The sequence below is a fragment of the Nocardia sp. NPDC056000 genome, from assembly GCF_042269265.1.
Classification (GTDB): Bacteria; Actinomycetota; Actinomycetes; order Mycobacteriales; family Mycobacteriaceae; genus Nocardia.
The window spans coordinates 510,150-536,467 of sequence record NZ_JBHJXS010000001.1 but is presented as its reverse complement, the minus strand read 5'-3'; the positions used below and the strand labels follow the sequence as shown (position 1 = coordinate 536,467).

The window sequence follows — 26,318 nt, the reverse complement described above, 5'->3', positions numbered from 1 at the left end:
ACGGATCGACGCCGATCCCGAAAGGACCGCCCGTTGAAAGGACACCGCCAGTGAGCGACCTACCCGACGACCTGCGCTACACCGAGGAACACGAATGGGTGCGCATCGCCGGCCCGGCCCGCGTGCGGGTCGGAATCACCGACTACGCGCAGTCGCAGCTCGGTGATGTCGTGTTCGTGCAGCTGCCCGACACCGACAAAGACGTCGCCAACGGCGACAGCATCGCCGAAGTGGAGTCCACCAAGAGTGTTTCGGACATCTACGCCCCGCTGGCCGGGAAAGTCGTTGCGGTGAACGAGATTCTGACGGCAGAGCCGGAGACCCTCAACACCGATCCCTATGGCGACGGCTGGATCTTCGAACTCGAGCTGGACTCGGCCGAGACCCTCGATGCCGCATACGGTGACCTGCTCGATGCCGCAGGTTATCAAGGAGTTATCGGAGGCTGAAGCAGCCTTCACAGTTCTACCTGCACGGGTGTGCCCGGGCAGGGTACGGTCAATGCCAACAGTTCCGCTGAAGGCATCAACTGCTTGCTATGGATTATTCGGTTCGAGGAGGAGAGCAAGGGTGAGCGAGAACAAGGACCCGGGTTACCAGGAGACAGCGGCAGAGACCACTTCGGTGTTCCGTGCTGATTTCCTGAACGAGGTCGACACGTCGCGCCCTGAGCAGACCGGCGAACAGCCGGTGCAAGGAGTCGAGGGTCTGCCCGCGGGTGCGGCTCTGCTGGTCGTCAAGCGCGGCCCGAACGCCGGTTCGCGGTTTCTGCTCGATCAGCCCACCACCTCCGCGGGACGTCACCCCGACAGCGACATCTTTCTCGACGATGTCACCGTCAGCCGTCGGCACGCGGAGTTCCGCCAGGATGACGACACCTTCCAGGTCGTCGATGTGGGCAGCTTGAACGGCACCTATGTCAACCGGGAGCCGGTGGATTCCTCGGAGCTGCAGAATGGCGATGAGGTTCAGATCGGCAAGTTCCGTCTCGTGTTCCTCACCGGTCCGCGTCCCGCGTCGAGTGAATCGGCGGCGGGCGCACTATAGGACCGAGCGGAATGACTGGCGCAGCGCAGTGGACGCGCGGGGGCATGTCGATAGGCTCCGTGCTGGATTTGCTGCGTCCGGATTTCCCGGACATCACCATCTCGAAGATTCGGTTCCTCGAATCGGAGGGATTGATCAGTCCGGAGCGCACTCCTTCGGGGTACCGCAGGTTCCACGTCGCCGACGTGGAACGCCTGCGGTTCGTGCTCACGGCGCAGCGGGATCAGTATCTACCGCTCAAGGTGATCAAGGAACAACTGGAAGCGATCGACAGCGGCGCCGCGACGCTCGGAGTACGGGAAGCCCGGGTCCGAGCGGGTGGGGGAGCTGTGTCCGATTCCAGAGATGCCTTGGGGCCCAACGGCGATGGCCGCTTACGGCGGCTCGGCGTCGTGCCCGGTGAGGTATCGCCCGAGGAACTCCGGTTCGATCACGAGATCCGGATTCCGCGGGCGGATCTGTTGCAGCAGGCGGGAATCGACGAGAAGTTCCTCACCGAACTGATTCGCGCGAATCTCATCACGCCCGGTGCGGCAGGCTATTTCGACGCCGACGCGGTGACGCTCGCGCGCACCGCCAAGGCATTGAGTGAATTCGGTTTGGAGGCAAGGCATTTGCGTGCCTTCAAACTGGCCGCGGACCGGGAGGCGGCCATGGTCGCGCAGATCGCCGCGCCCATCGCCAAGAGCCGGGACGCGGACGCTCGCGCCCGTGCGGAGGAGACCGTGCGAGAGTTGGCGGCACTGTCGCTGACCTTGCACACCTGCCTGGTGAAGACCTCGGTGCGTGCTTCGCTCGGAGGCTGAAATCTTCGCCTAGACTCGGTGATACGGCTCGCCCCGCTGTGTCGATGGCCGGGCGGCCGGCTGAGTTTATGGGAGGCGTGCGATGAGCGAAATGCGTGTGATCGGCATCCGTGTCGAACAGCCACAGAATCAGCCCGTGCTGTTGCTCCGCGAGGCTTCCGGCGACAGGTACCTACCCATCTGGATCGGGCAGGCCGAGGCGACCGCGATCGTTCTCGAACAAGAGGGTGTCACTCCCATTCGTCCGCTCACCCACGATCTGATCAAGATCCTCATCAAGGATCTCGGGCACACCTTGAAAGAGGTGCGGATCGTGGATTTGCAGGAGGGCACCTTCTACGCCGATCTGGTGTTCGAGAACGATCTGCGTATCTCCGCGCGGCCCTCGGATTCGGTGGCCATCGCGTTGCGGGTCGGCTGCCCCATCTATGCCGAGGAGCCGGTGCTCGAGGAAGCCGGGCTCGTCATGCCGGATGAGCGCGAGGACGAGGTGGAGAAGTTCAAGGAGTTCTTGGAGTCGGTCTCGCCCGATGATTTCAAGGCCACCGACAGTTAGGCGGGGGGCGGCCGAATCGTTACCTCGACCTGTACTTAAGGTCTAGAAACACGCCGCTCGTCACGCTTGGTTCGACGCCGATGCTCCCGGGACAATCAGGAGAGTAGCCTCGACAGTTAGGCCACGCTCCAATCGTCGATGCAGTGTCCGAAATATGGCACGAGCCCGGATAGGCCAGCAGTAAGGGAGTAGTCAGTGGGAGACCAACCGCATACCCAGGATGTGGTGCAGCCAGGGCTGTTCCCCGATGACACGGTGCCGGACGACCTCGTCGGCTACCGGGTTCCCAGCGCCTGCCAGGTCGCCGGGATCACCTATCGGCAGCTCGATTACTGGGCACGGACCGGACTGGTCGTGCCGTCCATCCGCAGCGCCACCGGATCCGGTAGCCAGCGGCTGTACTCGTTCAAGGACATTCTGGTCCTGAAGATCGTCAAGCGGCTGCTCGACGCCGGCATCTCGCTGCAGAACATCCGCATAGCGGTGGATCATCTGCGCAGTAGAGGTGTCGAGGATCTGGCCGGGATCACCCTGTTCTCCGATGGCGCGACCGTGTACGAATGCTCCTCGCCCGAGGAAGTCGTCGATTTACTGCAGGGCGGGCAGGGTGTGTTCGGTATCGCGGTCGGCGGCGCCATGCGCGAGTTGACCGGGGCCATCGCCAGTTTCCCGGCCGAACGGGCCGAGGCGGGCACCGCCACCGAGCGGCCGGAAGACGAGCTCTCGTCCCGTCGCAAGGCCCGGATGGATCGCAAGACCGGATAGCGGTTCGGGGGCGCGCGAGTGTGAAATCGACCCAGGCAACATTCCTGTAACTTGCCGCCCCTTAGACTTGGCAGTGCGTCGCAGCCGTGCGGGAGAGTCCCGGGGATGCAGGTCTTTTCGAAGACCGGTGGAACCGGGCGCCGAAGGAGCAGCACCTCCCCGTCAATCTCTCAGGCACAAGGGACCGTGCGGAGTTTCGGCGCCTCTGGAAAGCGGTGGTCGCGAGCCACCCGCCCATGGTGAAAGGGGTACGGCCACAACGGCTGTGCCGCGAATCTCTCAGGCGCCAACGACAGAGGGGGAGGGCAGACGACGCGTCGGCCACCGAGCCGACCCCCGCCCACCCCTTTGGAGAGCAGCCGTGACCTGGACTCGATCCTTCGCCGACCGCCATATCGGACCCGACAGCGGCGAACTCGAGCGCATCCTCGCGACCGTCGGTGTGGAATCGCTGGACGAACTCGCCGCCAAGGCCATTCCGGCCAGCATTCTGGACAGTGACGGGGCCAATGGCCTGGACGCGCTGCCGCCCGCGGTGAACGAGCACGAGGCGCTCGATGCGCTGGCCGCGCTGGCCGGGTCGAATACGGTGGCCACCACCATGATCGGGCTCGGGTACTACGACACCCTCACCCCGCCGGTGCTGGTACGCAATCTCATCGAGAATCCGGCCTGGTACACCGCGTACACGCCGTATCAGCCGGAGATCAGCCAGGGGCGGCTCGAAGCCCTGCTCAACTTCCAGACCATGGTGTCCGATCTGACCGGAATGGATGTGGCCAACGCGTCCATGCTGGACGAGGCCACCGCCGCGGCCGAGGCCATGACGCTGTTGCAGCGGGCCAATCGGTCGAGCAAATCGCAGCGGCTGCTCATCGACTCCGATCTCTTCCCGCAGACCCGGACCGTGCTGTTCACCCGGGCCGAACCGCTGGGGATCGAGATCGTCGAGGCCGATCTGTCCGGTGGGGAACTGCCCGAGGGTGACTTCTTCGGTGTGATCGCGCAGCAGCCGGGAGCCTCCGGCAAGATCGTCGACTGGACCGCCGTCATCGAAACCGCCCATGCGCGTGGGGCTCTCGTCGCGGTGGGCGCGGATCTGCTCGCGGCGACGCTGCTCACCTCGCCCGGTGAGCAGGGCGCGGACGCCTGCTTCGGGACCAGCCAGCGCTTCGGTGTGCCGCTCGGGTTCGGCGGGCCGCATGCGGGATACCTCGCGGTGCGCACCGCGCACGCGCGGCAGCTGCCTGGGCGTCTGGTCGGCGTTTCGGTGGACGCGGACGGCAATACCGCCTACCGGCTCGCGCTGCAGACCCGTGAGCAGCACATTCGCCGTGAGAAGGCGACCTCCAACATTTGCACCGCGCAGGTGCTGCTGGCCATCGTGGCCGCCATGTACGCCTCGTACCACGGTGCGGACGGGCTCAAGTCCATCGCGCGGCGGGTGCACGGGCATGCGCAGTGGCTGGCCGCCGGGCTCGGCGACGCGGTCGTGCATCAGAGCTTCTTCGACACCGTGCTGGTGAATGTGCCGGGCGGTGCGGAAGCCATTGTGGCCAAGGCGAAGGGCGCGGGGATCAACCTGCGCCTGGTGGATGCCGATCATGTCGGCATCGCCTGCGATGAGGCGACCACCGACGCGCACGTGGTGGCGGTGCTGGACTGCTTCGGCGCGGAGATCCCGGTCGGCCCGGAGGGCGCGCTCTTCCACGGTAAGCAGCGCCCGCATATCGAGAACCGGACCTCGGAGATGCTGACGCATCCCGCGTTCACCCGGTACCGGACCGAGACCGCCATGATGCGGTACCTGCGATCGCTGTCGGACAAGGATATTGCCTTGGACCGCAGCATGATTCCGCTGGGCTCGTGCACCATGAAGCTCAATGCCGCCGCGGAGATGGAGTCCATCACCTGGCCGGGGTTCAATCGGGTGCATCCGTACGCGCCCGTCGAGGACGCACCGGGCCTGATCCGGCTGATCGAGGATCTCGAGGGCTGGCTGTGCGCGGTCACCGGGTATGACCGGGTGTCGTTGCAGCCCAACGCCGGTAGCCAAGGTGAGTACGCGGGCTTGCTCGCAATTCGGCGCTACCACCTCGATCGCGGTGATACGCATCGCGATACCTGCTTGATCCCGTCCAGCGCGCACGGCACCAATGCGGCGTCGGCGGCCATGGTCGGTATGCGCGTGGAGGTCGTCAAGACCCGCGCGAACGGTGACGTCGACCTGGACGATCTGCGCGCCAAGATCGCCGACCATGCCGACCGGCTGGCCTGCATCATGATCACCTACCCGTCCACGCACGGCGTGTACGAGCACGAGGTCGCCGAACTGTGCGCCATGGTGCACGATGCGGGCGGTCAGGTGTACGTCGACGGCGCGAACCTCAATGCCCTTGTCGGCGTTGCCCGTCCGGGTCGTTTCGGTGGCGATGTCAGCCACCTGAACCTGCACAAGACCTTCTGCATCCCGCACGGCGGCGGCGGTCCGGGCGTCGGCCCGGTCGCGGTGCGCGAACACCTCGCGCAGTACCTGCCCGGTGATCCGCTGGAAGCGGGTTCGCACGCGGTCTCGGCCGCCAAGTACGGTTCCGCGTCGATCCTGCCGATCACCTGGTCCTACATTCGCATGATGGGCGCGGACGGCCTGCGCCGTGCCACCCTGACCGCCATCGCATCGGCGAATTACATTGCGCGCCGGTTGGATCCGCACTTCCCGGTGCTGTTCACCGGTGACAACGGCATGGTCGCGCACGAGTGCATCCTGGATCTGCGCGAGATCACCAAGCGCACCGGCGTCACCGTCGACGATGTGGCGAAGCGCCTGGCGGACTACGGTTTCCACGCCCCCACCATGAGCTTCCCGGTGGCGGGCACCCTCATGGTGGAGCCCACCGAGAGCGAAAACCTGGAAGAGATCGACGCTTTCATCGACGCCATGATCGCCATCAAGGGTGAGATCGATCAGGTCGAGGCGGGTGTCTGGCCGGTCGAGGACAACCCGCTGCGCGGGGCTCCGCACACCGCGCAGTGCCTGGTCGGCGACTGGGATCACCCGTACAGCCGCGAAACCGCCGTCTACCCGCGGGGCCTGCACAGCGCTCGCGCCAAGGTGTGGCCCTCGGTTCGTCGCATCGACGGCGCGTACGGCGACCGCAACCTGGTTTGCTCCTGCCCGCCGATCGACTCTTACACGGACTGACCTTTCCTGTCGGGGCCCGCGTAGCCGGAGTGCGTTGGGGTGCTTCGGTTTACGTGGGTCCGGACAGCGCTATCGGGTGATCAGTTCGTCTGCCACCCACCGGGCGACAGCGGTGGGGTAGGGGTCGGGCAGGCCCAGGACGATGTGCTGAAAGCCGTTGTCGACGGCTTTACCGATCGCGTCTCGCGTGTGCGCGGGATGCTCGTAGTCGACGGCCAGGTGAATGGATCGGGTGAGTGCCGTTGGCGGGCGGCCGATTTCGGTGCAGTAGCGGTCGAGCAGGGCACTGCGCGCGATGGCGTCGTCGAGGTCGTGGCCGGGGATATTCCAGAGGTCGGCGTGTTCGGCGGCTATCCGCAGGACGGCGGCGGAGCGGCCGCCGATCATGATGGGCGGATGGGGGTGCTGGATCGGTTTGGGGTTGGCGAAGGCTCCGGTGAGTTCGAAGTGATCGCCGGTGAAGTCGAAGGGTTCGGATTCGGTCCAGAGACGGCGGATGATCGTGCAGGCTTCGTCCAGGGCCGCGACAGCCGTGGGGCCGTCGGTATAGGGGAGGCCGTGGGCGTCGTATTCGCGGCGGGCCAGCGGGTGGCTGGGCCGTGAGCCCGCACCGATACCGAAGTCGAGCCGGCCGTTCGAGACGATATCCACGGTGGTCGCGATCTTGGCGAGCAGGGCCGGTGGGCGGAAGCGATTGCTGGTGACCAGCAGGCCCAGGCGCAGGCGGTGTGTTTGCGCGGCCAGGGCCGAAAGCAGGGTCCAGCCTTCATGAATGGGGCCGTCGGGGTCGCCGCCGATCGGCATGAGGTGGTCGAAGAGCCAGGCGTGCGCTATTTCCGGAATGTCGTCGGCTTCGCGCCAGACGCGGACGATATCGGCGTACTCGACCTGCATCTGCGCGGTCATGATTCCGAAGCTGGGCTGGGAAGTGTGCGGCATGGGGTGATCCTTCAGCGGCGGCGCAGGGCCGGATCGAGCAGAGCCGGTGGGGTGTCATGCTTTTCGGCGGGGGCGAGATCGGTGCCGGGCGGGACGATCGCGTCGATCGCGTCGAGCAGGTCGGGGGATAGGACGGTGTCGGCGGCGGCGAGCTGCGAGTGCAGATGGTCCAGGGTGCGGGGGCCGATGATGGCGCTGGTCACGGCGGGGTGCGTGGTGACGAAGACCAACGCCAGTTGGATGAGGGTCAGACCGGCCTGGTCGGCCAGTTTCGCGAGCTGTTCGACCGCTTCGAGTTTGGCGCGATTGACCGGGGTGCCGGTATCGAAGCGATCGGGCATGAATTGCGAACGGCTGGTGGTGATTTCGCTGCCCGCGCGGATCGCGCCGGACAGCCAGCCCGAGGCCAGGGGACTCCAGACCAGCACGCCCATGCGGTACTGCTCGGTCACCGGCAGCACGTGGGTTTCGATGCCGCGCTGCAGGATCGAGTAGCCGGGCTGTTCGGTGACGTAGCGGGTCAGGTGATGTTCCCGGGCCGCCCACTGGGCCTGCACGATGCGGTAGGCCGGAAAGGTGGAGGAGCCGAAGTAGCGGATTTTGCCCGCGCGCTGGAAATCGGTGAGGGCAGAGAGGGTTTCCTCATCGCTGGTGGCCGGGTCCCAGCGGTGCATTTGGTACAGGTCGATATGGTCCACGTCCAGGCGGCGCAGGGAATCGTCCAGGGCGGTGGTGAGCCAGCGGCGGGAGCCGCCGCGATGATTGCGCTCCTCGCCCATGGGCATGGTCGCCTTGGTGGCCAGCACGATATCGTCGCGACGGCCGGAAATGGCTTGGCCGACAAGTCTTTCGGATTCGCCGTCGCTGTACCGGTCGGCGGTGTCGATGAGGTTGATCCCGGCCGCCAGCGCCGCGTCGACGATGGCGGTGGCGTCATCCTGGGTGGTGCGCCCGATACTGCCGAAGTTCATCGCGCCCAGTGCGAGGGTGCTGACCTGTACGCCGGTGCTGCCCAAGGTGCGGTACTGCATGCGGTTCTCCTCGAAGCGATGGAATCGAGGGTGCGCTACCCTCGTTAAACGGAACAACGTTCCGAAACCCAACATACGGAACATTGTTCCGTTTGCCAAGAGTGCTCGAGGAGGTGCCGTGGCCGAAACTGGATCTGAGACGCCACGTAAGCGGGCCGATGCCCGCCGAAATGCGGAAACCCTGCTGGATGCGGCCGCCGCCGCCTTCATCGCATCCGGGGTCAACGTGCCGGTCCGCGATATCGCCGCCCAAGCCGGCGTCGGAGTCGGCACCATCTACCGGCACTACCCCACCCGAGCGGACCTGATCGTCGGCGTATACCGCCACCAGGTCGAAGCCTGCGCCGCGGCCGGTCCCGAGCTGCTGGCCACCAGTGCCACCCCATACGAGGCGTTGCGCGGCTGGATCGATCTTTTCGTTGACTTTCTGGTCACCAAACACGGTCTTGCCGAAGCCCTACAGTCCGACGACTCAGCCTTCCAAACCCTGCACGCCTACTTCATCGAACGACTGGTCCCCGTATGCGATCACCTGCTCACCGCCGCCGCCGAAACGGGTGAAATCCGCTCGGACGTAAGAGCTTTCGAGCTGATGCGAGGCGTAGGAAACCTCTGCATCGGCGCGGGCGGCAACCCCGACTACGACGCCCGCCGCATGGTCGCATTACTCGTTGCGGGGCTCGGACGCTGAACACCCGAGCGTCGGGCCGGGCCGGTGTGATGCCCGGCCCGGCCCGACGCTCTGCCGACTACGCCTGTGCCGGGGTGAAGATGCCGAAGTGGTTGCCGGCGGTGTCGCGGAGTTCGGCGAAGGTCAGGCCGCTCTTGGTGGTGGTGAGGGGGACCAGGACTTTTGCGCCGAGGTTTTCGGCGGCGGCGATGGTGGCGGCGACGTCGGTGACCAGGACCGAGAAGATGGCGTGGTTGGCGGAGCTGTCGTGGACTCGGGCGATGCCGCCCTGGGGGCGGGGGTTTCCGGGGTAGGTGACCAGGTCGTAGTTGCCGTCGAAGTCGGGGTCCGAGGTGTAGTTCCAGCCGAACAGGCCCGCGTAGAAGGTTTTGAGCTGTTCGGGCTGATCGCTGCCGATCTGGAACCAGGCGACGGAGTTGGGCGTGGGGGCGGTCATGGATCCTCCGTGGATGTGTGTCGGGCGGCTTGCTCGTCAACGATCTCGCGGCCCGGCGACAACCCCCTGTCGGTGTTTCCAGACCTATCCGAAAGCGATGATGCGGAGTTTGTGATCGGGCAGATCCAGGTCGCAGCTCTCCAGGGTGCGTGCGGGCATGGGCTCGTCGGTCAGGGTTATGTCGGACATGCGATCGACGCGGAAGACGCGGGCGGCCTCGCGCAGTCGGCACCAGGTCACCACGCACCAGCCGTTCTTGCTGCGCAGGAGCAGCATGGGTTCGACGCGCCGGTGGGTGATCGCGCCAGCGGCGTCGGAGTAGCCGAATTCGAGTACGCGGCGCAGGCGCACCGCGTCTTCGACGAGTGGCGGAATACCCTGTGCGATACCGTTTTCGGTGCGCTCGATGAGTCCGACCCGGCCGACCAATTCGCGTGCGGAGGCGGCATCGGGTTCCGGCATCGCGGCCAGGATCTTGCGCAGGGCGCTGCGCCCGGCATGCGCGAACGGGCTGTCGAGGCTGCGTTCCAGGGCGACCGCGAGGGCCACCGATTCGGCGGCGGTGAAATTCAACGGCGGCAGGGACATTCGCTTGTCGAGGGCGTAGCCGCCGCGCCGCCCGACATCGGCGTAGATCGGGACCCCGGATTGCTGGAGCGCGCTGATATCGCGCTCGATGGTCCGGGTACTGACCTCGTAGCGATCGGCGAGTTCACGCGCGGTGCGCAATCTCGGTGCGATGGCGCGCAGGTCCTCGACGATCGCGTAGAGCCGATCAGTGCGGTTCACAGCCCCACAGTAGAGCCGGGCACCGACAACAAAGCGCCCCATCGCCAGTGGCGATGGGGCGCTGAGTTTCCGAATGGTATTTCGGACTATTTGGTGGCTGGCTTCCAGGTCGAGATGGCCCAGATGATCACCACGTCCAGCGCGATGATCAGCAGCGACCACGCCGGGTAGTACGGCAGCCACAGGAAGTTCTCCACGATCGAGATCGCCGCGATGATGATCGCCGCCACCCGGGCCCAGGTCGCGCCCGTGAGCAGGCCGATGGCGGTGAGCACCACGATCGCGCCGATGACGATGTGGATCCAGCCCCAGGCCGAGGTGTTGAACTTGTAGATGTAATCGTTGGTGCCGACGATCAGCAGATCATCCGAGGCGGCGGCGGAGATGCCTTGGAGGATCGAGAGCACGCCGACCACCAGCAGCAGCACACCCGCGGCGATGGAGGTGCCTGCCGCGACACCCTGCCGCACCGAATGGTCGGTGTCCGTATCCGTGCTGTGCGCCATGGGAACCCCTTCGATGTCGATGAAGCACGCATAACCTGCTTCGATCTTGCACCGGTTTGCGGCAACATTGTGGCGACATGCCGGAGCAGTAGGCGCACAGCCGGGTATAGGCACTGGTCAGGGTGTAGTCAGGGCTTTCGAGACGGCCGTACCGAATGCCAGATCATTGCTGGAGGCGACTTTGGTATAGGTGCCGCCGGTGCGCTGGGTCAGGGTTTGCAGGGTCTGGGTGCCGGGACCGCCGATGACGATCACATCCACCCGCACCGGATGCGCGGGATCGCCCGCCGCGGCGATATCGGCGAGCAGTTGATCGCCGGTGACGGGGGAGTCGTCCTCCGGGCCGTCGGTGATCAACAAGATCGTATTGCTGCGCGCCTTGGCGTAATTGCTCACCGCATTGCGGTAGGCGGCCTCGATGGTGGGGTAGGCGCGATCGGTTTTGGAGGCGTCGGCGGTGACCGTGCTCAGCGATTGGGTGATCGCGGTGCGCTGGGCATCGGTCAGCGGTGCGGTGGGGGTCAGGATCTTGTACGGGTTCTGACCGTCGAGGCTCTTGGCGTACTCCCACACGCCCAGCCCGAACTCCGGCGGCATGACGCCCATGGTCGATTGCACGGCCACCCCGGCATTGGCCAGACGGGTGGTCGCACCGTCGAGCGTGCTCATGGAGGACGAAGCATCCAGCAGCACAGTCGAACTCACGCCGAGCACCGGATGCGTCAGGATTTGTTGCAGCTGGGTGAGTACAGGTTTGGCCGCGACCGTGGCGGTATTGGGCGGCGCGGCTCCGAAACCGTTGTCGGTGAACAACTTCGACTGCTCGGGTGCGCGCAGGAAATCGGCGAAGAGTCCGGCCACCGAATTCTGCGTCTGATCGACCCAGGCCCCGGTGATCTGCGCCGCCGGGAAATCGGCGACCGGACCGTTCTCCGAGGGCCGAAAAGCGCTGAGCCCGTTACGCGCTCGAATCTGATGCTCGGTGGCCGGGACGGCGTGCACCGGTGCGGCCGGATCGGCGGTGGCCAGATCCGCGAGCGCGGTCTGGGTGTCCTTCACCGACGGCGCGTTCGCGGCCAGCAGTGAGACCGCCGAGATCACCTGTCCCGAACGCGCCGCGTTCTCATCCAGGGGATCGGTGCCCGAGACGCCGGAGCCGACGGCCGCCGCCACCGCGAGCGCGGAGTCTCCGCCGGGCATGGCCAGTTTGAGACCGCCCCACGCGGCGAGCCCGATATCGCTCAGCGAACCCTGTTGCAGCCTGGCCAGATCCGCCCAGTGCACCTGTGCGGTCTCCATCGCCTGGCGCAGTTGATCCGGTACCCCCAGCGCGATCGGGCTGACCGCGACCGGTGCGGGAGTGCCGCCGATGAGCCCGGGCACGCGCATCAATTCGATCGAGCGCGAGGAGTCCGGAATCCACAGCGCCGGTTGTGCGCCCAGCGACGGATCCCAGGGATTTGTCGAGGTGAACGCGGCGATCATGGCCGCGGAGGGTTGCGGATTCACTGCCACCTGGGCGCAGTGATCGCGCACGATGGGCTTGGTCTGGTTGTACCGTTCGGCGGCGGTCTTGACCGGTGCCACGATATCCGGATCGACGGTCACATTGAGGGTGACCGCGCCCCCGGCACAGGAGGACGCCGCAGCGCTGTCCTTATCCTTGGAGCGCTGCTGCAACCAGATCCAGCCGACGACGGCTAGCACCAGCACTATCACCGCTACCACTACGACAATCGGTCCTCTGCTGACACCTCGTGACCCGCCAGCGGCGCGATGAGTACCCACGCGCTCAGTCTATGTAGCGGGACGGCCACCCCCGCCCACCAGGGCAGGGATGGCCGTCACAAGATCCGCTCTAGTCGCGGACGCGGGTGCCGCGGTCGTACTCGTGCCCGCCCCAGACACCGGACTGGCCGGTGCGGGTGGCGAACTCACCGCACTCGCGGCGGATGGGGCAGCCCGCGCAGATGCCGCGTGCGTAATCGAAGTCCTGCGAGGGGAACGGGAACCATGCCTCATGGTTCGGGTCGCCCTTGCAGGCCGCGTGCTGCCAGTAGTTGGCGGAGTCGGAAATTGGGAGCAGATCCGCCAGCGTCTGCTCCTGAACTGCGGTATTCGTCATCGGATGTGCTCCTTTCGTTCCGATCACGCGTGATGATTTCTTTTCCTATGAGGCGGCGAGGTCCTTCCAGACCTGACGCTGCCTTTTCTGCATCTCGTTGGGGGCCTTGGGTTCCCACAGCAGCGGCATACCGGCCTCCTCGGGAGTCCGGTCCGCCTTGGTGGTGTTGCAGGGACCACACGCGGCAATCAGGTTGGCCCAGGTGTTCGGGCCGCCCTTGGAACGCGGGCGGATGTGGTCGACGGTGCGCGCCCAGCCGCTGCAGTAACCGCAGCGGTAGTTGTCGCGCCGCAGGATGGCGGCGAGGGTGGCTCGGCTGTCGTCGTCATGCACCAGGATCCGGTGTTCGAGGTAGATGTAGCGGTTGAGCCGGATGGTTTCCGGGAGCAACAGCTCCAATTGCTTCGAGCGGATCGGGAAGTGCGGCTGCCGGTCCTGCACCGATTCGGCGGCGCCGCTCAAGAGCAGCACCACCGCGCGGTCTGCGCGGATCTCGGTCAGCGCCTCGAAGGAGGCGTTGAGCAGCAGCACACCGGTGTGTATCCAGTTGTCGGCGTGTATCTCCGGGTCTTCGGATTGACGGAACGGCATGGGAGTCACCATGTTTCGTGAAGAGGGCAGAACAGGAAGGAAAGGACGGTGCTTACGCGAGCACCCGGAGGCGGTCGATCTTCCGGCTGATGCCGTGCTCGCGTTGCGAGTGATCGTCCGCGAGTCGAGCTCGCGCTCCCGTCGGATTCGAATGCTGTTCGGGGAATACCGGATTCATTGCCGCCTCCTCCTTCCTGCTGCTTACGGCCGGTCAGGCCGAGTGATCATCGTCGAAACTCATGGTGGCACAACGTGCATGCCGTTGTCGGCTCATTTTTGTGGGAGCCTGATTGGATAACGGCCCGCATCGCGTCTTTGTTCCGGTGATTCGGTGATCTGCCTCGCTAGCGCAGTCCCGCGAAGGTGCCGTGGCGGGCGATGTCGGTGGCGGCGGTCACCCAGTCCGCGCCGAGGCGGGCCAGGCCACCGCCGACGCTGATGCGGCGCACGCCGAGTTCGCCCAGCTCATCGACCGAGAGCGCGGTGATCGGACCGGCCGCCAGCACATTCACCGGCTTGGACAGTGCCGAGCACACCGTGCGAATGGCATCTGCGGGCAGGCCCGGGGCGTAGAGGACGTCCGCGCCCGCGGCTTCGAAGGCTTGCAGCCGGGCGATGGTGTCGTCGAGATCTGTTATGCCGTAGAGGTAATTCTCGGCGCGGGCGGTGAGGGTGAAAGGAGTCGGTGACTCCTTGGCGGCCTGTGCCGCCGCCGCGACCCGCTCGACCGATTCGCCGAAATCGCGGATGCGAGTGTCGGCGATTCCGGAGGCGTCCTCGATGGATCCACCGGCGAGGCCGGTCGCGATGGCCCGGCGGAAGGTTTCGGCGACTTCCTCGGGCGTTGTGCCGTAACCGCTTTCGAGATCCGCGCTGACCGGCAGCGGGGTGCTCGCCACGATCGCCTCGACATTGGCCAGGACCTCGGAGCGGTCCAGTGCGTTGACCCCGTCCTTGCGGCCCAGGGTCTGCGCCAGTGCGGAGCTGGAGGTCGCCAGCGCCGGAAAGCCCAGGTCGGTGAGTATCCGGGCGCTGTGCTCATCCCACGCGTTGGCCACGACGAATACGCCCCGATCGTGCAGCCTGCGGAAAACTTCGCCCCTCGAAGTGTTGTCCATGAGGGCAATCCAACAGCACCGCACGCGGTTTCACGCTCGCGGTGACCAACATTCCTGGGAAGGTCGGGTGATGTAAAAGATTCTTTACATAGTGTCGTGTTTTCTTTACTCTGAGCGTATGCCGTTCGAAGAGAAGCGCACCTGGATCCTCGGGGGTGCGGCCGTCGTCTCGTATCTGATCTACCTGGTCGTGATACTGACGCGGTCGCATCCCGATGGGCTGGCGCGAGTGGGTTACATCGCACCGCTGCTGTGGGCGGTCGGGGCTTCGATCCTGGTGTCGATCGTTGCGACCATCGGCGTAGCGATCGCCGCGCGCGACGGCGATCGCAAGGATCAGCGTGATCGGGAGATCGATCGCATGGGGTCCCTTGTCGGCAATGCGTTCGTGGTGCTGGGCGCGGCGGGAGCATTGCTGCTGACCATGGCCGATGCCGAGCGGTTCTGGATCGCGAACGCGATCTACCTCGGCTTCACGCTGTCGGCGGTGGTCGGTTCCACCGCCAAGATCATTGCCTACCGGCGGGGGTACTGGCCGTGGTGAAACCCACTTGCGTCACCAATAACATTCGCGCGCTGCGCTTTTCGACCGGTGAGATGACCCAGGGCGAACTCGCCGATCGGATCGGCGTCACCCGTCAAACCGTCAATGCCATTGAGCAGGGCAAGTATTCGCCCTCGCTGGAATTGGCATTCCAGATCGCCAGGGTGTTCCAAGCGCCCCTGGACGATGTATTCGATTATCCGGAAGAAGAATCCTGATGAAGGCCATCACCCAGCACGCCTACGGCACCGTCGACATGCTCGCCTACGCGGATGTCCCGACCCCGAAACCGGGTCCGGACGAGGTGATGATTCGCGTGCACGCGGCGGGGGTCGACCCCGGCGTCTGGCACATCATGACCGGGCGTCCGCTGATCGCGCGGGCGGCGCTGGGCCTGCGGCGGCCCAAGGAAACGATTCGCGGGTGGGATGTTTCGGGCGTCGTCGAAGCGGTCGGTGCGAATGTCACCCGATTCGTGCGCGGCGATGAGGTCTTCGGTACCACCGGCGGCTCCTTCGCCGAATACGCCTGCGCCGCCGAATCGAAATTCCAGCCCAAGCCCGAGAACCTGGATTTCCTGGAGGCCGCGACCCTGCCGATCTCGGGTATGACCGCGCTGACCGGTCTGCGCGATGTGGGCCGCGTCGAATCCGGCTGGAATGTACTGATCATCGGCGCCAGCGGCGGTGTCGGCCATCTCGCGGTGCAACTGGCCCGCCACCTCGGAGCCCACGTCACCGGGGTGTGCAGCGGTGACTCCGCGGAATTCGTAACCTCGCTAGGCGCGGCAAAGGTGATCGACTACAAACGCGAATCCCTCACCGGCACTTACGATTACATCCTAGATATGGCGGGCAACCGCCCGCTCCCCGAACTGCGCGCCCTGCTGACGCCGACCGGCACCCTGGTGGTCGGCGGCGGTGAAGGCGGCGGCCCCTGGTTAGGCGGCACCGGCCGCACCCTCCGAGCCCAACTAGGCTCCCCATTCGTGAAGCACCGCCTGGCCGGCCTGATATCCCTACCCAAACCCGAAACCCTCAGGGACGTAGCCGAACTCGCGACAGCAGGCGCATGGCGCCCACACATCGACCGCACCTTCGCCCTCCCCGACGCTCCCGCCGCCATCGACTACCTGATCACCGGCCACCCCAAGGGCAAGATCGCCCTGACCATCGCCTGACGCTCACTCGTCGTCCCGGGGGGAGGCCTCGGTCCGGACGGTTTGCCGGGCATCATGCGATCTGCTAATAGTTTCACCTTGTGCCCCGCGTGAGTTATTGCTTCATGAATTTGTTCAACTCCCGAGGCGGAATTCTGTCATGACAACCGAAGGTGTTGTGGCGGCTCCGATTTCACCGGTGGAACCGGTGGTTCGGAGCAGGGGTGGACGTTTCGAGTTTCTCGACGCACTACGCGGTCTGGCCGCTTTGGCGGTCGTGATCCAGCACGTGTCCGAACGACTCTGGCCCGCGTATTTCCGCTTCTCACAAGCCCATTTCGGGCTCGGCGAGTTCGGCGTCTTCGTCTTCTTCCTGGTCAGCGGGTTCATCATCCCCGCGTCTCTGGAGCGTGGGCGTTCCCTCGGCGCGTTCTGGGTCGGGCGCTTCTTCCGCCTCTTCCCGTTGTTCTGGGCCTGCCTGATTGCGGCAATGCTGCTGCACTCGATCAATCGATTCGGCTTGCCCGCGGGGTTCCTCGCGAACCCCGTCGTCAGTTTCATGGCGAACCTCACGATGATGCAGTTCTTCATCGGGGGCGGGGAAATTCAGGTAATCGGTGCCTCCTGGTCACTGTCCTACGAATTGGCCTTCTACCTGATCCTTTCGCTGCTGCTGATCGGCGGTCTCAACCGCCGGTCGGTACCGCTGGCGGTTCTCGCGCTCCTCTTGATCATCCCCGGTGCGGCATTGCCGACCATGCTGCTCAACGGCCCCGATTCGAATATCGCCACTCGTTCGATAGTGCTGGCCGCCACCATCGTCATCGCAGCCGTCTTCGCCTACTTGGCCGCCGACCGCCGTACCGCCCTGGCCGCAATCCTGATCGCGGCCATAGCCGTTCCGCTGATCCTCAACCAGCCCGGCGCCTCGGTCCTGACTTTCGGCTACTTTGCCACCATGTTCGTCGGCACGGTGCTGTACCGAATGACCTCCGGTGAAATCACCATCCGCCGCGGCTGGTCGGTGTTCCTCTTCGCCATCTGCCTCATCTTCGGAGTGAGTCTCTGCGTCCAACCCACCCTGGACTCCTTCACAGGCGTCTGGATCACCTGGGTGAAACAGCCGACCACCATCATTCCCGCCTATTTGCTGTTCGCCGCGGCGCTATTGCTGCGCCGCTATTCCTTCCCCCGCCCGCTGCTCTTCCTGGGACGAATCAGCTACTCCCTCTACCTGGTTCACGTCCTGATCCTCGACGCCCCGCGCTGGACCACCCCCGTCCTCGGCATTCCCGCCCCCTGGCTCACCCTGTTCACCTGGGTACTCGGCGCGCTCCTGATCGCCAGCGCGACCTACCGATTCATCGAGAAGCCCTGCCAAGATTTCGGCCGGCGGATGATCGCCAAAATAGACGCCCGATAAAGCGAAACCCCCGATCGGACAAGCCGATCGGGGGTTTGTGTTATTCGGTTCGCTGACGGGTCAGAGGAACTTCTGGGCCTTGGCCTGGCGGCGGCGGCGGTGCAGGATGGGCTCGGTGTAGCCGTTGGGCTGCTTGGTGCCTTCCAGGACCAGTTCCTTGGCGGCTTGGAAGGCGATGGAGGCTTCGAAGTCGACGGCCATGGCGTGGTAGGAGGAGTCGCCGGCGTTCTGCTGGTCGACGACGGGGGCCATGCGCTCGAGGGAGGCGATGACGTCTGCCTCGGTGACGATGCCGTGGCGTAGCCAGTTGGCGACCTGCTGGCTCGAAATGCGCAGGGTGGCACGGTCTTCCATGAGGCCGACATCCTTGATGTCGGGCACCTTGGAGCAGCCGACGCCCTGGTCGATCCAGCGCACCACGTAGCCGAGGATGCCCTGGGAGTTGTTGTCCAGCTCCTGCTGCTTCTCCTCCGCGGTCCAGTTGGTGTCCTGGGCGAGCGGGATCTCGAGGATTTCGTCGACGGTGGCGCGGGGGCCGCCCTTGGCGATCTCGGACTGCCGCTTGAACACGTCCACCAGGTGGTAGTGGGTGGCGTGCAGGGTGGCGGCGGTGGGCGAGGGGACCCAGGCGGTGTTGGCGCCGGCCTTGGGGTGCACGATCTTCTGGGCCAGCATATCGGCCATCAGATCGGGCATGGCCCACATGCCCTTGCCGATCTGCGCCTTACCGGGCAGGCCCGCGGCGATACCGGTGTCGACATTCCAGTCCTCGTAGGACTTGATCCACTGCTGGGCCTTCATCTCGGCCTTGCGGACCATCGGCCCGGCCTCCATGGAGGTGTGGATCTCATCGCCGGTGCGGTCCAGGAAGCCGGTGTTGATGAACACCACGCGATCCTTGGCGGCATTGATGGACGCCTTGAGGTTGACCGTGGTGCGGCGCTCCTCATCCATGATGCCGACCTTGAGGGTGTTGCGCGGCACGTCCACGACATCCTCGATGGCCGCGAACAGGTCGTTGGTGAAGGCGACCTCGTCGGGACCGTGCATCTTCGGCTTCACGATGTAGATCGAGCCGGTGCGGGTGTTCTTCAGCTGGGTGTCGCCGTTGAGCGCGTGCTTGGCGATCAGCACGGTGAACAGACCGTCGAGAATACCCTCGGGCACCTCGTTGCCGTCCTTGTCCAGGATGGCGTCCGAGGTCATCAGATGACCCACATTGCGCACGAACAGCAGCGAACGACCGTGCAGCACAAGGTCACTGCCGTCGAGCGCGGTGTAGACGCGATCCGGGTTCATGGTGCGGGTGAAGGTCTTGCCGCCCTTGGACACCTTCTCGGCCAGATCGCCCTTCATCAGGCCCAGCCAGTTGTGGTAGCCCAGGACCTTGTCCTCGGCGTCCACGGCCGCGACCGAATCCTCGAAGTCCATGATGGTGGTGACCGCGGACTCCAGCACGACGTCCTTGATACCGGCGTCATCGGTGGAGCCGACCGGGGATTCGGGATCGAACTGGATCTCGATGTGCAGCCCGTTGTGCTTGAACAGCAGCGAGGTCGGGGCCTCGGGGGTGCCGAGGTAGCCGACCAGCGCGTCACCGTCGGCCAGGCCGATATCGGTGCCGTCCTCGAGGGTGACCTCGAGTTCGCCGTCGACGATGGCGTACTTGCTGGTGCCCAGATGCGATCCGGTGATCAGCGGCAGCGCGTCGTCGAGGAAATTGCGGGCCCATTCGATGACCTTGTCACCGCGAACCTTGTTGTAGCCCTTGCCCTTTTCCGCGCCATTGGCCTCGGAGATGGCATCGGTGCCGTAGAGGGCGTCATACAGCGAGCCCCAGCGCGCGTTCGCCGCGTTGATGGCGAAGCGGGCGTTCATCACCGGCACGACCAGCTGCGGGCCTGCCTGGGTGGCGATTTCGGCGTCCACGTTCTCGGTTCCGATTTGGAAATCGGCCGGTTCGGGACGCAGGTAGCCGATCTCGGTGAGGAACTGCTTGTAGGCAGCCTTGTCGTAGCCGGCGCCGGGGTTGGCGCGGTGCCACTCGTCGATCTTGGCCTGGATGTCGTCGCGTTCTGCCAGCAGAGCACGGTTACGGGGAGCCAGGGTGTTGATCACACTCTCGGCGCCCGACCAGAACGCGGCGGAGTCTACGCCGGTACCGGGAAGAGCCTCGTTTTCCACGAAATCGTGAAGAACGCGCGCGACCTGGAGCCCGCCGACCTGAATCCGCTCTGTCATCTACTGCCTCGTTTCGAGAAAGCCGGGTCAAAAAGTACGCCCGTCATGTTACTCGCGGGTATGGGGCGGGCGTTCGCGGCCTGGGATTTCCGGGCGATCCGGGACCTTGATTGTATCGTCCGGTACATTTAATGTACTGAGCGGAACATTAATGTCCGCGAGCGAACGCGAAGGTGCGGCCCATGGGAAAGCCCTTGTCCGGCAAGGTTTGTGTGGTCACCGGCGGTAGTCGGGGACTGGGCCGCGAGATGGTGCTGGCCTTCGCCGAAGCGGGCGCCGACGTGGTGATCGCCAGTCGCAAGGTCGAGGCGTGTGACGCACTCGCCACCGCCGTGCGGGAGAAATACGGGGTCCGGGCGCTGCCGTTGGCCTGCAATGTGGGCGTGTGGGAGCAGTGCGACGCACTCGTGGACGCGGTCTACGGCGAATTCGGGCGGGTGGATGTGCTGGTCAACAACGCGGGCATGTCGCTGCTGTATCCGAGCCTGGATCAGGTCACCGAAGCCATGTTCGACAAGATCATCGGCACCAATCTCAAGGGCGCGTTCCGATTGTCGGCGCTCATCGGTGCGCGGATGGCGGCCGCCGGTGCCGGATCGATCATCAATATCTCCTCGATGGAGGCCACCCATCCCGAGCCGATGGCCGTGCCCTATGCCGCCGCCAAAGCCGGTCTGGAGGCCCTGTCCGGCGGGCTCGCACACACCTATGGACCGGCGGTGCGGGTCAACACCATTCGCTGCGGTCCGTTCGATACCGATATCGCCAAAGCCTGGCCGCCCGGGATGAAAGAAGCGCTGGGGGAGCACACCGCGCTGCGGCGGATCGGAACACCCGCCGATATCGTCGGCGCGGCGCTGTTCTTCGCCTCCGACGCTTCGGCTTTCGCGACCGGGGCCACACTGGCGCTGGACGGTGGCTGGCGATGACCGTCGAACCGGTTCGCCGTCGCGGCCGCCCGCCCGCTTCGGAGGTGAATCCGGGGGAGACCCTGGAACGGATCACGCGCGCGGCCATGGAACTGTTCGCGGAGAAGGGTTTCCACGCCACCGGTGTCGCCGAGATCGGCGATCGGGCCGGGGTGCAACGCGGTGCGCTGTACTACCACATCGGATCCAAGGAGGAGTTGCTCTTCCAGATCCGGCGCGGCTACACCCAGCTCATGCTGGATGCCGCCGTCGCGATCGCGGACGGCCCCGATGATCCGGTCACCAAGCTGCGCAACCTGATTCGCACTCATGTGCGGCTCATCGTCGAACATCGGCACGAGGTCACCATCGCATTGCGCGAAGCCGGTGCGCTCACCGGCGAACGCGCCGCCGACCTTCAGATATTGCGCGACGGCATCCAGCGCGCCTGGCAGCGCGTCGTCGACGACGGCCATGCGGCGGGCCTGCTCCGCACCAACGATCACGTCATCACCAAAAGCGTTGTGGCCATGCTGAATATGGTCAGCGCCTGGTACCGCGACGACGGTGAATACACCCCCGATCAGATCGCGGACATTCTCAGCACCACCATCTTCGACGGTGTCGCGGCACCGGCCGACAACAAATGAAAGGCTGACCATGGCTTGGGATTTCGGAACCGACCCGGAATATCAGAAGAAGCTGGACTGGGTCGCGGAGTTCGTGCGCGCCGAGGTCGAGCCGCTGGACCTGCTCTACCCCGAACCCTACGACCGCAAGAACCCGGAGATCCGGGCGCTCATGAAACCGTTGCAGGAGAAGGTGAAGGAGCAGGGGCTGTGGGCCTGCCACCTCGGACCGGAGCTCGGCGGGCCCGGCTACGGTCAGGTGAAACTGGCGCTGCTCAACGAGGTGATCGGCACCTCGAAGTGGGCTCCGCTGGTATTCGGTTGTCAGGCACCGGATTCCGGTAACGCCGAGATCCTCGCGCACTTCGGCACGCCCGAGCAGAAGGCGAAGTATCTGCAACCGCTGCTCGACGGGGAGATCGGCTCCTGCTACGTCATGACCGAGCCCACCGGCGGCTCCGATCCGACCGCGTTCAAGACTCGCGCTGTGCGCGACGGCGATTCGTGGGTCATCAACGGCGAGAAGTGGTTCAACTCGGCCGCCGAATTCGCCAGCTTCCACATCGTCATGGTCGTCACCGATCCCGAGGCCGAACCGCATAAGCGGCTGTCGATGTTCATCGTGCCCGCGGACGCTCCCGGCCTGGAGATCGTGCGGAACTTCACCGTGCCGGGGTTCAGCGAGAACGAAGGGCATCTGCGCTTCACCGATGTGCGCGTCCCCGCGGACGCGCTGCTGGGTGCCGAGGGGCTCGGCTTCATCGTCGCCCAGACCCGTCTGGGCGGCGGCCGCGTGCATCACGCCATGCGCACGGTCGCCATGGTGCGCAAGGCATTCGACATGATGTGCGAGCGCGCGGTATCGCGGCCCATGCGCAAGGGTGTGCTCGGTGGTTTGCAGATGACGCAGGAGAAGATCGCCGAATCCTGGATCGAGATGGAGCAGTTCCGGCTGCTGGTACTGCGCACCGCGTGGCGCATCGATCAGGAACAGGACTACCGCAAGGTGCGTCATGACATCGCCGCCATCAAGGTCGCGATGCCGAAGGTCATGCACGATATCGCTCAGCGCGCCATGCATCTGCACGGCGCGATCGGCGTCAGCACCGATCTGCCGTTCGTCGACATGATGAACTACGCGCAGGTCATGGCGATCGCCGACGGCCCCACCGAGGTGCACAAGATCACCCTCGCCAAGGAGGTGCTCAAGACCTACGCGCCCGGTGATCCGGTGTACCCCAGCGGTTTCCGGCCCGCGCTGCGTGAACAGGCGCGGGAACTGGTCGCCCAGCGCCTGGAGCGCGCCGTAGGGAACCTCTGAGGCTTGCGTTGAAGTGCCGGAAGTCGCTGCTTGTCGGCGTCTTCCGGTTCGGCGGGAATCAGCGTCGGCTCAAGGTCATGAGTCAATGAGCCTCGGGCCGGGCCGAGCGGAAGCGCGCCCGGTACGCCGACGGCGTGACGCCCAAGTGCCGCAGGAACACTCGACGCAGCGATTCGTCGCTGCCCAGGCCGGATCGGCGGGCCGCCTGGGTGACGGACTCGCCCGCCTCCAATAGCGCCTGCGCCGCTTCGAGCCTGACCGTCTCCACAAAGGCGGCCGGGGTGGTGCCGAGGTGTTCGCGGAACAGGCGGGTCAGCTGGCGCACACTGAGTGCCGCGTGATCCGCCATCGTGGGCAGTGCATGATCGGCCGCCGGGTCCGCGACGATGTTGTCCAGTAACGCACGCAGCGGATCGTGCGGGGGCCGGGCGATTCGCGAGGCGGCGGAGAATTGCGATTGTCCGCCGGGGCGTTGCAGGAAGACCACCAGGTCACGGGCGACTTCGCGGGCCAATTCGGTACCCGCGTCGGCTTCCACCATGGCCAGCGATAGATCGATGCCCGCGCTCACGCCCGCCGAGGTGAGGACCCGGCCGTCCCGGACGTACAGGGCATCGGGTTCGACGGTGACGCGAGGATAGGCGCGGGCCAGGGTCGCGGCGTGCCGCCAATGGGTGGTGGCGCGGCGGCCGTCCAGCAGGCCGGTGGCTGCGAGGGCGAACGCGCCCGTGCAGATCGAGGCGATCTGCCGGTCGGAATCCGCGAGTTCGCCTACGGCATCCAGTAATTCGGCCGGGGCGGGTGCGGCGGGCAGCCTCGGGGAGCCGGGAACCAGCACGGTGTGCGCATCGGTGACCTCGGCGAATGAGCCGGTGACGCCCAGGGTGGCTCCGACCGAGGTCGTCACCGGATTGCCGGTGGGCGAATAGACCCGCAGCTCATAGTCCGCGCCCAATTCGATTGCGGTGCTGAACACTTCGAGCGGTGCGGTGACATCGAGCAGCCGCACCCCGTCGTAGGCGAGCATGGCGATCTTCTTATGCGGCACACCTCGATGGTAATGGCCAAATCTGTGGGGTGTGTGGCCATATGGACACGGCGGCGGGGTGGGCGCGCGGCCGATGCTCTATTCATGACTCGCATCGCCGATATCAAGATCCCCGACAGCCGTCTCGCGACCGAGGCCACCGAACTGGTGCGTGATGTCGCGACCCCGCTGATCTACGACCACTCCCGCCGCGTCTACCTGTTCGGCGCACTTCAGGGCGAGCGTCGCGGGCTAGCCTACGACCCCGAATTGCTCTACGTCGGAGCCATGTTCCACGACCTCGGCCTCACCGAGAAATACCGCACCACCGATCAGCGCTTCGAAATCGACGGCGCGGATCAGGCCCGCGAGTTCCTGCTCGCGCACGGCATCCCCGCCTCCGCCGCCGACACCGTCTGGACCGCCATCGCACTGCACACCACCCCGGAGATCCCCGCCCATATGGCCCCGGAAATCGCCCTGGTCACCGCGGGTGTCGAATACGACGTCCTCGGCATCGGCTACGACGACCTCCCCGCCGAGACCCGCGCCGCCGTGGTGGCCGAGCATCCTCGGCCGGACTTCAAGCGCCGCATCCTGGCCGCCTTCACCGAGGGCATCGCCGACCGCCCGGCCACCACTTTCGGCAATGTCAAAGCCGATGTCCTGGAACGCTTCTCGCCCGGCTTCACCCGCACGAACTTCGTCGAGGTAATCGAGAACTCGGCCTGGCCGGAGTAGCGGCCCCGTCATCCCGGCGTGCTTTTGGCCGGGATCCACACTTCTCGACGGTGCCTATGTCCAGCTGGCGTCGGGTTGGGCGTTGCGCGGTTCGATCCAGAGCGCCTCGGCGACCGCGCACAGCTCGCCCTCCGGCGTCGAAAGCGCTACGCCGACAGTGTGTTTACGTCCTTCGCCGCTGATCGGCCAGGCATGGGAGATGTACTCCGCGCCCGCGTGGATCGGCTGGAATTGGGTCGCGGTCAACGCGGCCGTGAACGCGCCGGGTGCCATACCGGAGTAGATCCAGGCCGCGAGCCCGCCCGGGCAATCCAGTGCGGACCAGACCGATTCCGTTGTCAGCTCACCGTTTTCGGCGGCGAGCCCGGGATCGGGGGTCCAAGCGGCGGTCAGGACACGGCGTTCGGGCACCGCCCACGCGAACAGCCGTACGCCCCGGCCCGGCGCACACGCCACACCGCAGCCGTAGCAGTCGCTGACTTTCCGATGGGGCGAGGACAGCGCCGTCTCGGTCGCGGTCTTCGCTTCGGCCCAGGACGGGGCGGGCGGGACATCGATATCGAGCACCGCCGGGGCGGCTTCGACCAGCAGGGTGCCGTCCGGGGCGGTGAGCCTCGCGTGCCCGTCCTCGGCGGCGAGCAAGACCGGGGTGGCGATGCCGACCGCGCGGCGGAAGTCGACCCGGACGGTGGGTGCGGCACTGCGTGCCGCGAGCATGCCCGCCACATAGCCACCGAAGGCCAGCTCGGGGTAGCCGTGGATATGGTCGGGAATGGTGAGCGTATCCAGCGGAATGGTCATGCTGTCGAGGCCCTTCCGTTCACGTCGTCGATCAACCTCTCGACGATAACGCCGGGCGGCGGGGCGCAGCACCCGGGTTACCGAGTGAGAAGTTCCACAGCCGAACCGTGGTCAGCCGACGTTTCCGCCGCCGCCGTCGACGGTCACCTTCTGACCGGTGAGGTACTCGGCCCGCGGTGAGACCAGGAAGCGGACGGTATCGGCGATGTCCTCCGGGCGGCAGACCCGGCCGAAGGGGGAGTGCGCGTCCAGGGCGCGAATGTCGTCCTTGCCGGTGACCGCTTTGACCAACCGGCGGCCCATTTCGGTGTCGACCAGCCCGGGTGCGACCACGTTGACTCGAATACCGTGGGCGCGTTCCTCTTTGGCGAGGGTGAACGCGAGTGCCTCCAGTGCGGCCTTCGCCATGGTGTACGGCGCGCCGCCGGGCGCGTACGACGTGGCCGCGACACTGGAGATCATGATGATGTCGCCGCGCGGTTGAGATCGCATGGAGGGCAATACGAGTCGCGAGATATGGTGCGCCCCGAGCGCGTGCGTGGACAGCACCCGCAGCATTTCGGCCGGATCGGTATCGGCGACGAACCGTCCGCGACTGGCGATTCCGGCATTGTTGACCAGCAGATCGATATGACCGAACTCGTCGATGATGTGGTCCACCATCCGCTCGTCGTCCTCGACCGAATCCACGCTGGCCTGGACGGGGATGGCGCGGCGGCCCAAAGCCTGGATGGCGGCGACGGTTTCGGCCGCGGACTCGGCATCGGAGCGGTAGTTCACCGCCACATCCGCGCCGTCCTCGGCCAAGGCCAGTGCGATGGCGCGGCCGATACCGCGCCCGCTACCGGTGACCAGTGCTACCCGTCCTGCCAAGCTCATAGCGCCGACCATACCGAGGGAGCCATTGCCCGAGTCAAGGCTT

The 26,318-nt window shown here is 65.7% G+C and carries 29 protein-coding genes and 1 riboswitch; of the genes, 15 read left to right on the top strand and 14 right to left on the bottom strand.

Features of this window, described 5'->3' with window-relative positions:
- The first annotated feature begins 50 nt into the window (after nucleotides 1–50).
- From gcvH to gcvP, 6 genes are all read left to right on the top strand, one after another.
- Nucleotides 51–449 (top strand): glycine cleavage system protein GcvH, encoded by a 399-nt coding sequence (gene gcvH, locus ACFC4D_RS02535; protein WP_364633655.1) that lies wholly within the window; start codon nucleotides 51–53, stop codon nucleotides 447–449.
- Between the two features lie 121 nt (nucleotides 450–570).
- Complete coding sequence (garA, locus tag ACFC4D_RS02530; protein WP_364633657.1) at nucleotides 571–1,047, top strand: glycogen accumulation regulator GarA; 477 nt, start codon at nucleotides 571–573, stop codon at nucleotides 1,045–1,047.
- 44 nt (nucleotides 1,048–1,091) lie between these two features.
- Nucleotides 1,092–1,853 (top strand): MerR family transcriptional regulator, encoded by a 762-nt coding sequence (locus ACFC4D_RS02525; protein ID WP_375967127.1) that lies wholly within the window; start codon nucleotides 1,092–1,094, stop codon nucleotides 1,851–1,853.
- Nucleotides 1,854–1,935: 82 nt separating this feature from the next.
- Entirely contained in the window at nucleotides 1,936–2,409 is a 474-nt protein-coding gene (locus ACFC4D_RS02520; RefSeq protein WP_067570905.1) for a bifunctional nuclease family protein, read from the top strand.
- A 195-nt stretch (nucleotides 2,410–2,604) separates the two neighbouring features.
- Nucleotides 2,605–3,174 (top strand): MerR family transcriptional regulator, encoded by a 570-nt coding sequence (locus tag ACFC4D_RS02515; RefSeq protein WP_364633662.1) that lies wholly within the window; start codon nucleotides 2,605–2,607, stop codon nucleotides 3,172–3,174.
- Between the two features lie 79 nt (nucleotides 3,175–3,253).
- Nucleotides 3,254–3,371, top strand: a riboswitch (glycine riboswitch).
- Between the two features lie 164 nt (nucleotides 3,372–3,535).
- Nucleotides 3,536–6,376, top strand: a complete 2,841-nt coding sequence (gene gcvP / locus ACFC4D_RS02510; RefSeq protein ID WP_376061354.1) for an aminomethyl-transferring glycine dehydrogenase — start codon at nucleotides 3,536–3,538, stop codon at nucleotides 6,374–6,376.
- A gap of 69 nt (nucleotides 6,377–6,445) precedes the next feature.
- Here the strand turns inward: gcvP and ACFC4D_RS02505 are convergent, their stop codons facing one another.
- Both ACFC4D_RS02505 and ACFC4D_RS02500 read right to left on the bottom strand, forming a co-directional pair.
- Complete coding sequence (locus ACFC4D_RS02505) at nucleotides 6,446–7,315, bottom strand: LLM class flavin-dependent oxidoreductase (RefSeq protein ID WP_376061353.1); 870 nt, start codon at nucleotides 7,313–7,315, stop codon at nucleotides 6,446–6,448.
- 11 nt (nucleotides 7,316–7,326) lie between these two features.
- Entirely contained in the window at nucleotides 7,327–8,346 is a 1,020-nt protein-coding gene (locus ACFC4D_RS02500; RefSeq protein ID WP_376061352.1) for an aldo/keto reductase, read from the bottom strand.
- A 118-nt stretch (nucleotides 8,347–8,464) separates the two neighbouring features.
- Between ACFC4D_RS02500 and ACFC4D_RS02495 the strand changes: the two genes are divergently transcribed.
- On the top strand, nucleotides 8,465–9,037 hold the full coding sequence (locus ACFC4D_RS02495) for a TetR/AcrR family transcriptional regulator (protein WP_376061351.1): 573 nt from the start codon (nucleotides 8,465–8,467) through the stop codon (nucleotides 9,035–9,037).
- A 58-nt stretch (nucleotides 9,038–9,095) separates the two neighbouring features.
- On the opposite strand, the gene ACFC4D_RS02490 is transcribed toward ACFC4D_RS02495, so the two are convergent.
- From ACFC4D_RS02490 to ACFC4D_RS02455, 8 genes are all read right to left on the bottom strand, one after another.
- The gene (locus ACFC4D_RS02490; protein WP_376061350.1) at nucleotides 9,096–9,473 is read right to left on the bottom strand and encodes a VOC family protein; all 378 of its coding nucleotides are present in this window, start codon (nucleotides 9,471–9,473) and stop codon (nucleotides 9,096–9,098) included.
- Between the two features lie 84 nt (nucleotides 9,474–9,557).
- Entirely contained in the window at nucleotides 9,558–10,262 is a 705-nt protein-coding gene (locus ACFC4D_RS02485; protein ID WP_376061348.1) for a helix-turn-helix transcriptional regulator, read from the bottom strand.
- 86 nt (nucleotides 10,263–10,348) lie between these two features.
- Nucleotides 10,349–10,768 carry a hypothetical protein gene (locus ACFC4D_RS02480; protein WP_375967748.1) on the bottom strand — a complete coding sequence of 140 codons (420 nt, stop codon included), beginning with the start codon at nucleotides 10,766–10,768 and terminating at the stop codon, nucleotides 10,349–10,351.
- Nucleotides 10,769–10,885: 117 nt separating this feature from the next.
- Nucleotides 10,886–12,496 (bottom strand): substrate-binding domain-containing protein, encoded by a 1,611-nt coding sequence (locus tag ACFC4D_RS02475; RefSeq protein ID WP_376061347.1) that lies wholly within the window; start codon nucleotides 12,494–12,496, stop codon nucleotides 10,886–10,888.
- A gap of 130 nt (nucleotides 12,497–12,626) precedes the next feature.
- Nucleotides 12,627–12,893 (bottom strand): WhiB family transcriptional regulator, encoded by a 267-nt coding sequence (locus ACFC4D_RS02470; RefSeq protein ID WP_364633679.1) that lies wholly within the window; start codon nucleotides 12,891–12,893, stop codon nucleotides 12,627–12,629.
- Between the two features lie 45 nt (nucleotides 12,894–12,938).
- Nucleotides 12,939–13,484 (bottom strand): HNH endonuclease, encoded by a 546-nt coding sequence (locus tag ACFC4D_RS02465; RefSeq protein ID WP_364633681.1) that lies wholly within the window; start codon nucleotides 13,482–13,484, stop codon nucleotides 12,939–12,941.
- 52 nt (nucleotides 13,485–13,536) lie between these two features.
- Nucleotides 13,537–13,662, bottom strand: coding sequence for a hypothetical protein (locus ACFC4D_RS02460; protein ID WP_375967744.1), 126 nt, complete (start codon nucleotides 13,660–13,662; stop codon nucleotides 13,537–13,539).
- Between the two features lie 166 nt (nucleotides 13,663–13,828).
- Complete coding sequence (locus tag ACFC4D_RS02455) at nucleotides 13,829–14,602, bottom strand: isocitrate lyase/phosphoenolpyruvate mutase family protein (RefSeq protein WP_376061345.1); 774 nt, start codon at nucleotides 14,600–14,602, stop codon at nucleotides 13,829–13,831.
- Between the two features lie 118 nt (nucleotides 14,603–14,720).
- Here ACFC4D_RS02455 and ACFC4D_RS02450 point away from each other — a divergent pair, with 118 nt between their 5' ends.
- The 4 genes from ACFC4D_RS02450 (at nucleotide 14,721) to ACFC4D_RS02435 (ending at nucleotide 17,728) form a co-directional block, all read left to right on the top strand.
- Entirely contained in the window at nucleotides 14,721–15,146 is a 426-nt protein-coding gene (locus ACFC4D_RS02450) for a hypothetical protein (protein ID WP_376061344.1), read from the top strand.
- Nucleotides 15,140–15,364 (top strand): helix-turn-helix transcriptional regulator, encoded by a 225-nt coding sequence (locus ACFC4D_RS02445; protein WP_376061343.1) that lies wholly within the window; start codon nucleotides 15,140–15,142, stop codon nucleotides 15,362–15,364. The genes ACFC4D_RS02450 and ACFC4D_RS02445 overlap by 7 nt, the downstream gene beginning before the upstream one ends.
- Complete coding sequence (locus ACFC4D_RS02440) at nucleotides 15,364–16,326, top strand: NAD(P)-dependent alcohol dehydrogenase (RefSeq protein WP_376061342.1); 963 nt, start codon at nucleotides 15,364–15,366, stop codon at nucleotides 16,324–16,326. The genes ACFC4D_RS02445 and ACFC4D_RS02440 overlap by 1 nt, the downstream gene beginning before the upstream one ends.
- 139 nt (nucleotides 16,327–16,465) lie before the next feature.
- The gene (locus tag ACFC4D_RS02435) at nucleotides 16,466–17,728 is read left to right on the top strand and encodes an acyltransferase family protein (protein ID WP_376061340.1); all 1,263 of its coding nucleotides are present in this window, start codon (nucleotides 16,466–16,468) and stop codon (nucleotides 17,726–17,728) included.
- A 60-nt stretch (nucleotides 17,729–17,788) separates the two neighbouring features.
- On the opposite strand, the gene ACFC4D_RS02430 is transcribed toward ACFC4D_RS02435, so the two are convergent.
- Nucleotides 17,789–19,969, bottom strand: coding sequence for a malate synthase G (locus ACFC4D_RS02430; protein ID WP_376061339.1), 2,181 nt, complete (start codon nucleotides 19,967–19,969; stop codon nucleotides 17,789–17,791).
- A gap of 182 nt (nucleotides 19,970–20,151) precedes the next feature.
- On the opposite strand from ACFC4D_RS02430, the gene ACFC4D_RS02425 reads away from it, so the two are divergent.
- From ACFC4D_RS02425 to ACFC4D_RS02415, 3 genes are read left to right on the top strand one after another with little or no spacing between them, the layout of a single operon-like run.
- A complete protein-coding gene (locus ACFC4D_RS02425) occupies nucleotides 20,152–20,898 on the top strand; it encodes an SDR family NAD(P)-dependent oxidoreductase (RefSeq protein ID WP_376061337.1) in 747 nt (248 codons plus the stop codon).
- Complete coding sequence (locus tag ACFC4D_RS02420) at nucleotides 20,895–21,527, top strand: TetR/AcrR family transcriptional regulator (RefSeq protein ID WP_376061335.1); 633 nt, start codon at nucleotides 20,895–20,897, stop codon at nucleotides 21,525–21,527. Before ACFC4D_RS02425 ends, ACFC4D_RS02420 begins: the two co-directional genes overlap by 4 nt.
- A gap of 10 nt (nucleotides 21,528–21,537) precedes the next feature.
- Nucleotides 21,538–22,827: an acyl-CoA dehydrogenase family protein gene (locus ACFC4D_RS02415; RefSeq protein WP_376061334.1), complete on the top strand. Its 1,290-nt coding sequence runs from the start codon at nucleotides 21,538–21,540 to the stop codon at nucleotides 22,825–22,827.
- A gap of 82 nt (nucleotides 22,828–22,909) precedes the next feature.
- Here ACFC4D_RS02415 and ACFC4D_RS02410 read toward each other — a convergent pair whose 3' ends face one another.
- Nucleotides 22,910–23,854: a GlxA family transcriptional regulator gene (locus tag ACFC4D_RS02410; RefSeq protein WP_375967795.1), complete on the bottom strand. Its 945-nt coding sequence runs from the start codon at nucleotides 23,852–23,854 to the stop codon at nucleotides 22,910–22,912.
- A 105-nt stretch (nucleotides 23,855–23,959) separates the two neighbouring features.
- Between ACFC4D_RS02410 and ACFC4D_RS02405 the strand changes: the two genes are divergently transcribed.
- Nucleotides 23,960–24,595 carry an HD domain-containing protein gene (locus ACFC4D_RS02405; RefSeq protein WP_376061332.1) on the top strand — a complete coding sequence of 212 codons (636 nt, stop codon included), beginning with the start codon at nucleotides 23,960–23,962 and terminating at the stop codon, nucleotides 24,593–24,595.
- Nucleotides 24,596–24,649: 54 nt separating this feature from the next.
- Here ACFC4D_RS02405 and ACFC4D_RS02400 read toward each other — a convergent pair whose 3' ends face one another.
- Nucleotides 24,650–25,396, bottom strand: coding sequence for a PaaI family thioesterase (locus ACFC4D_RS02400; protein WP_376061331.1), 747 nt, complete (start codon nucleotides 25,394–25,396; stop codon nucleotides 24,650–24,652).
- 111 nt (nucleotides 25,397–25,507) lie between these two features.
- A complete protein-coding gene (locus ACFC4D_RS02395) occupies nucleotides 25,508–26,275 on the bottom strand; it encodes an SDR family NAD(P)-dependent oxidoreductase (protein WP_376061330.1) in 768 nt (255 codons plus the stop codon).
- Between the last annotated feature and the right edge of the window lie 43 nt (nucleotides 26,276–26,318).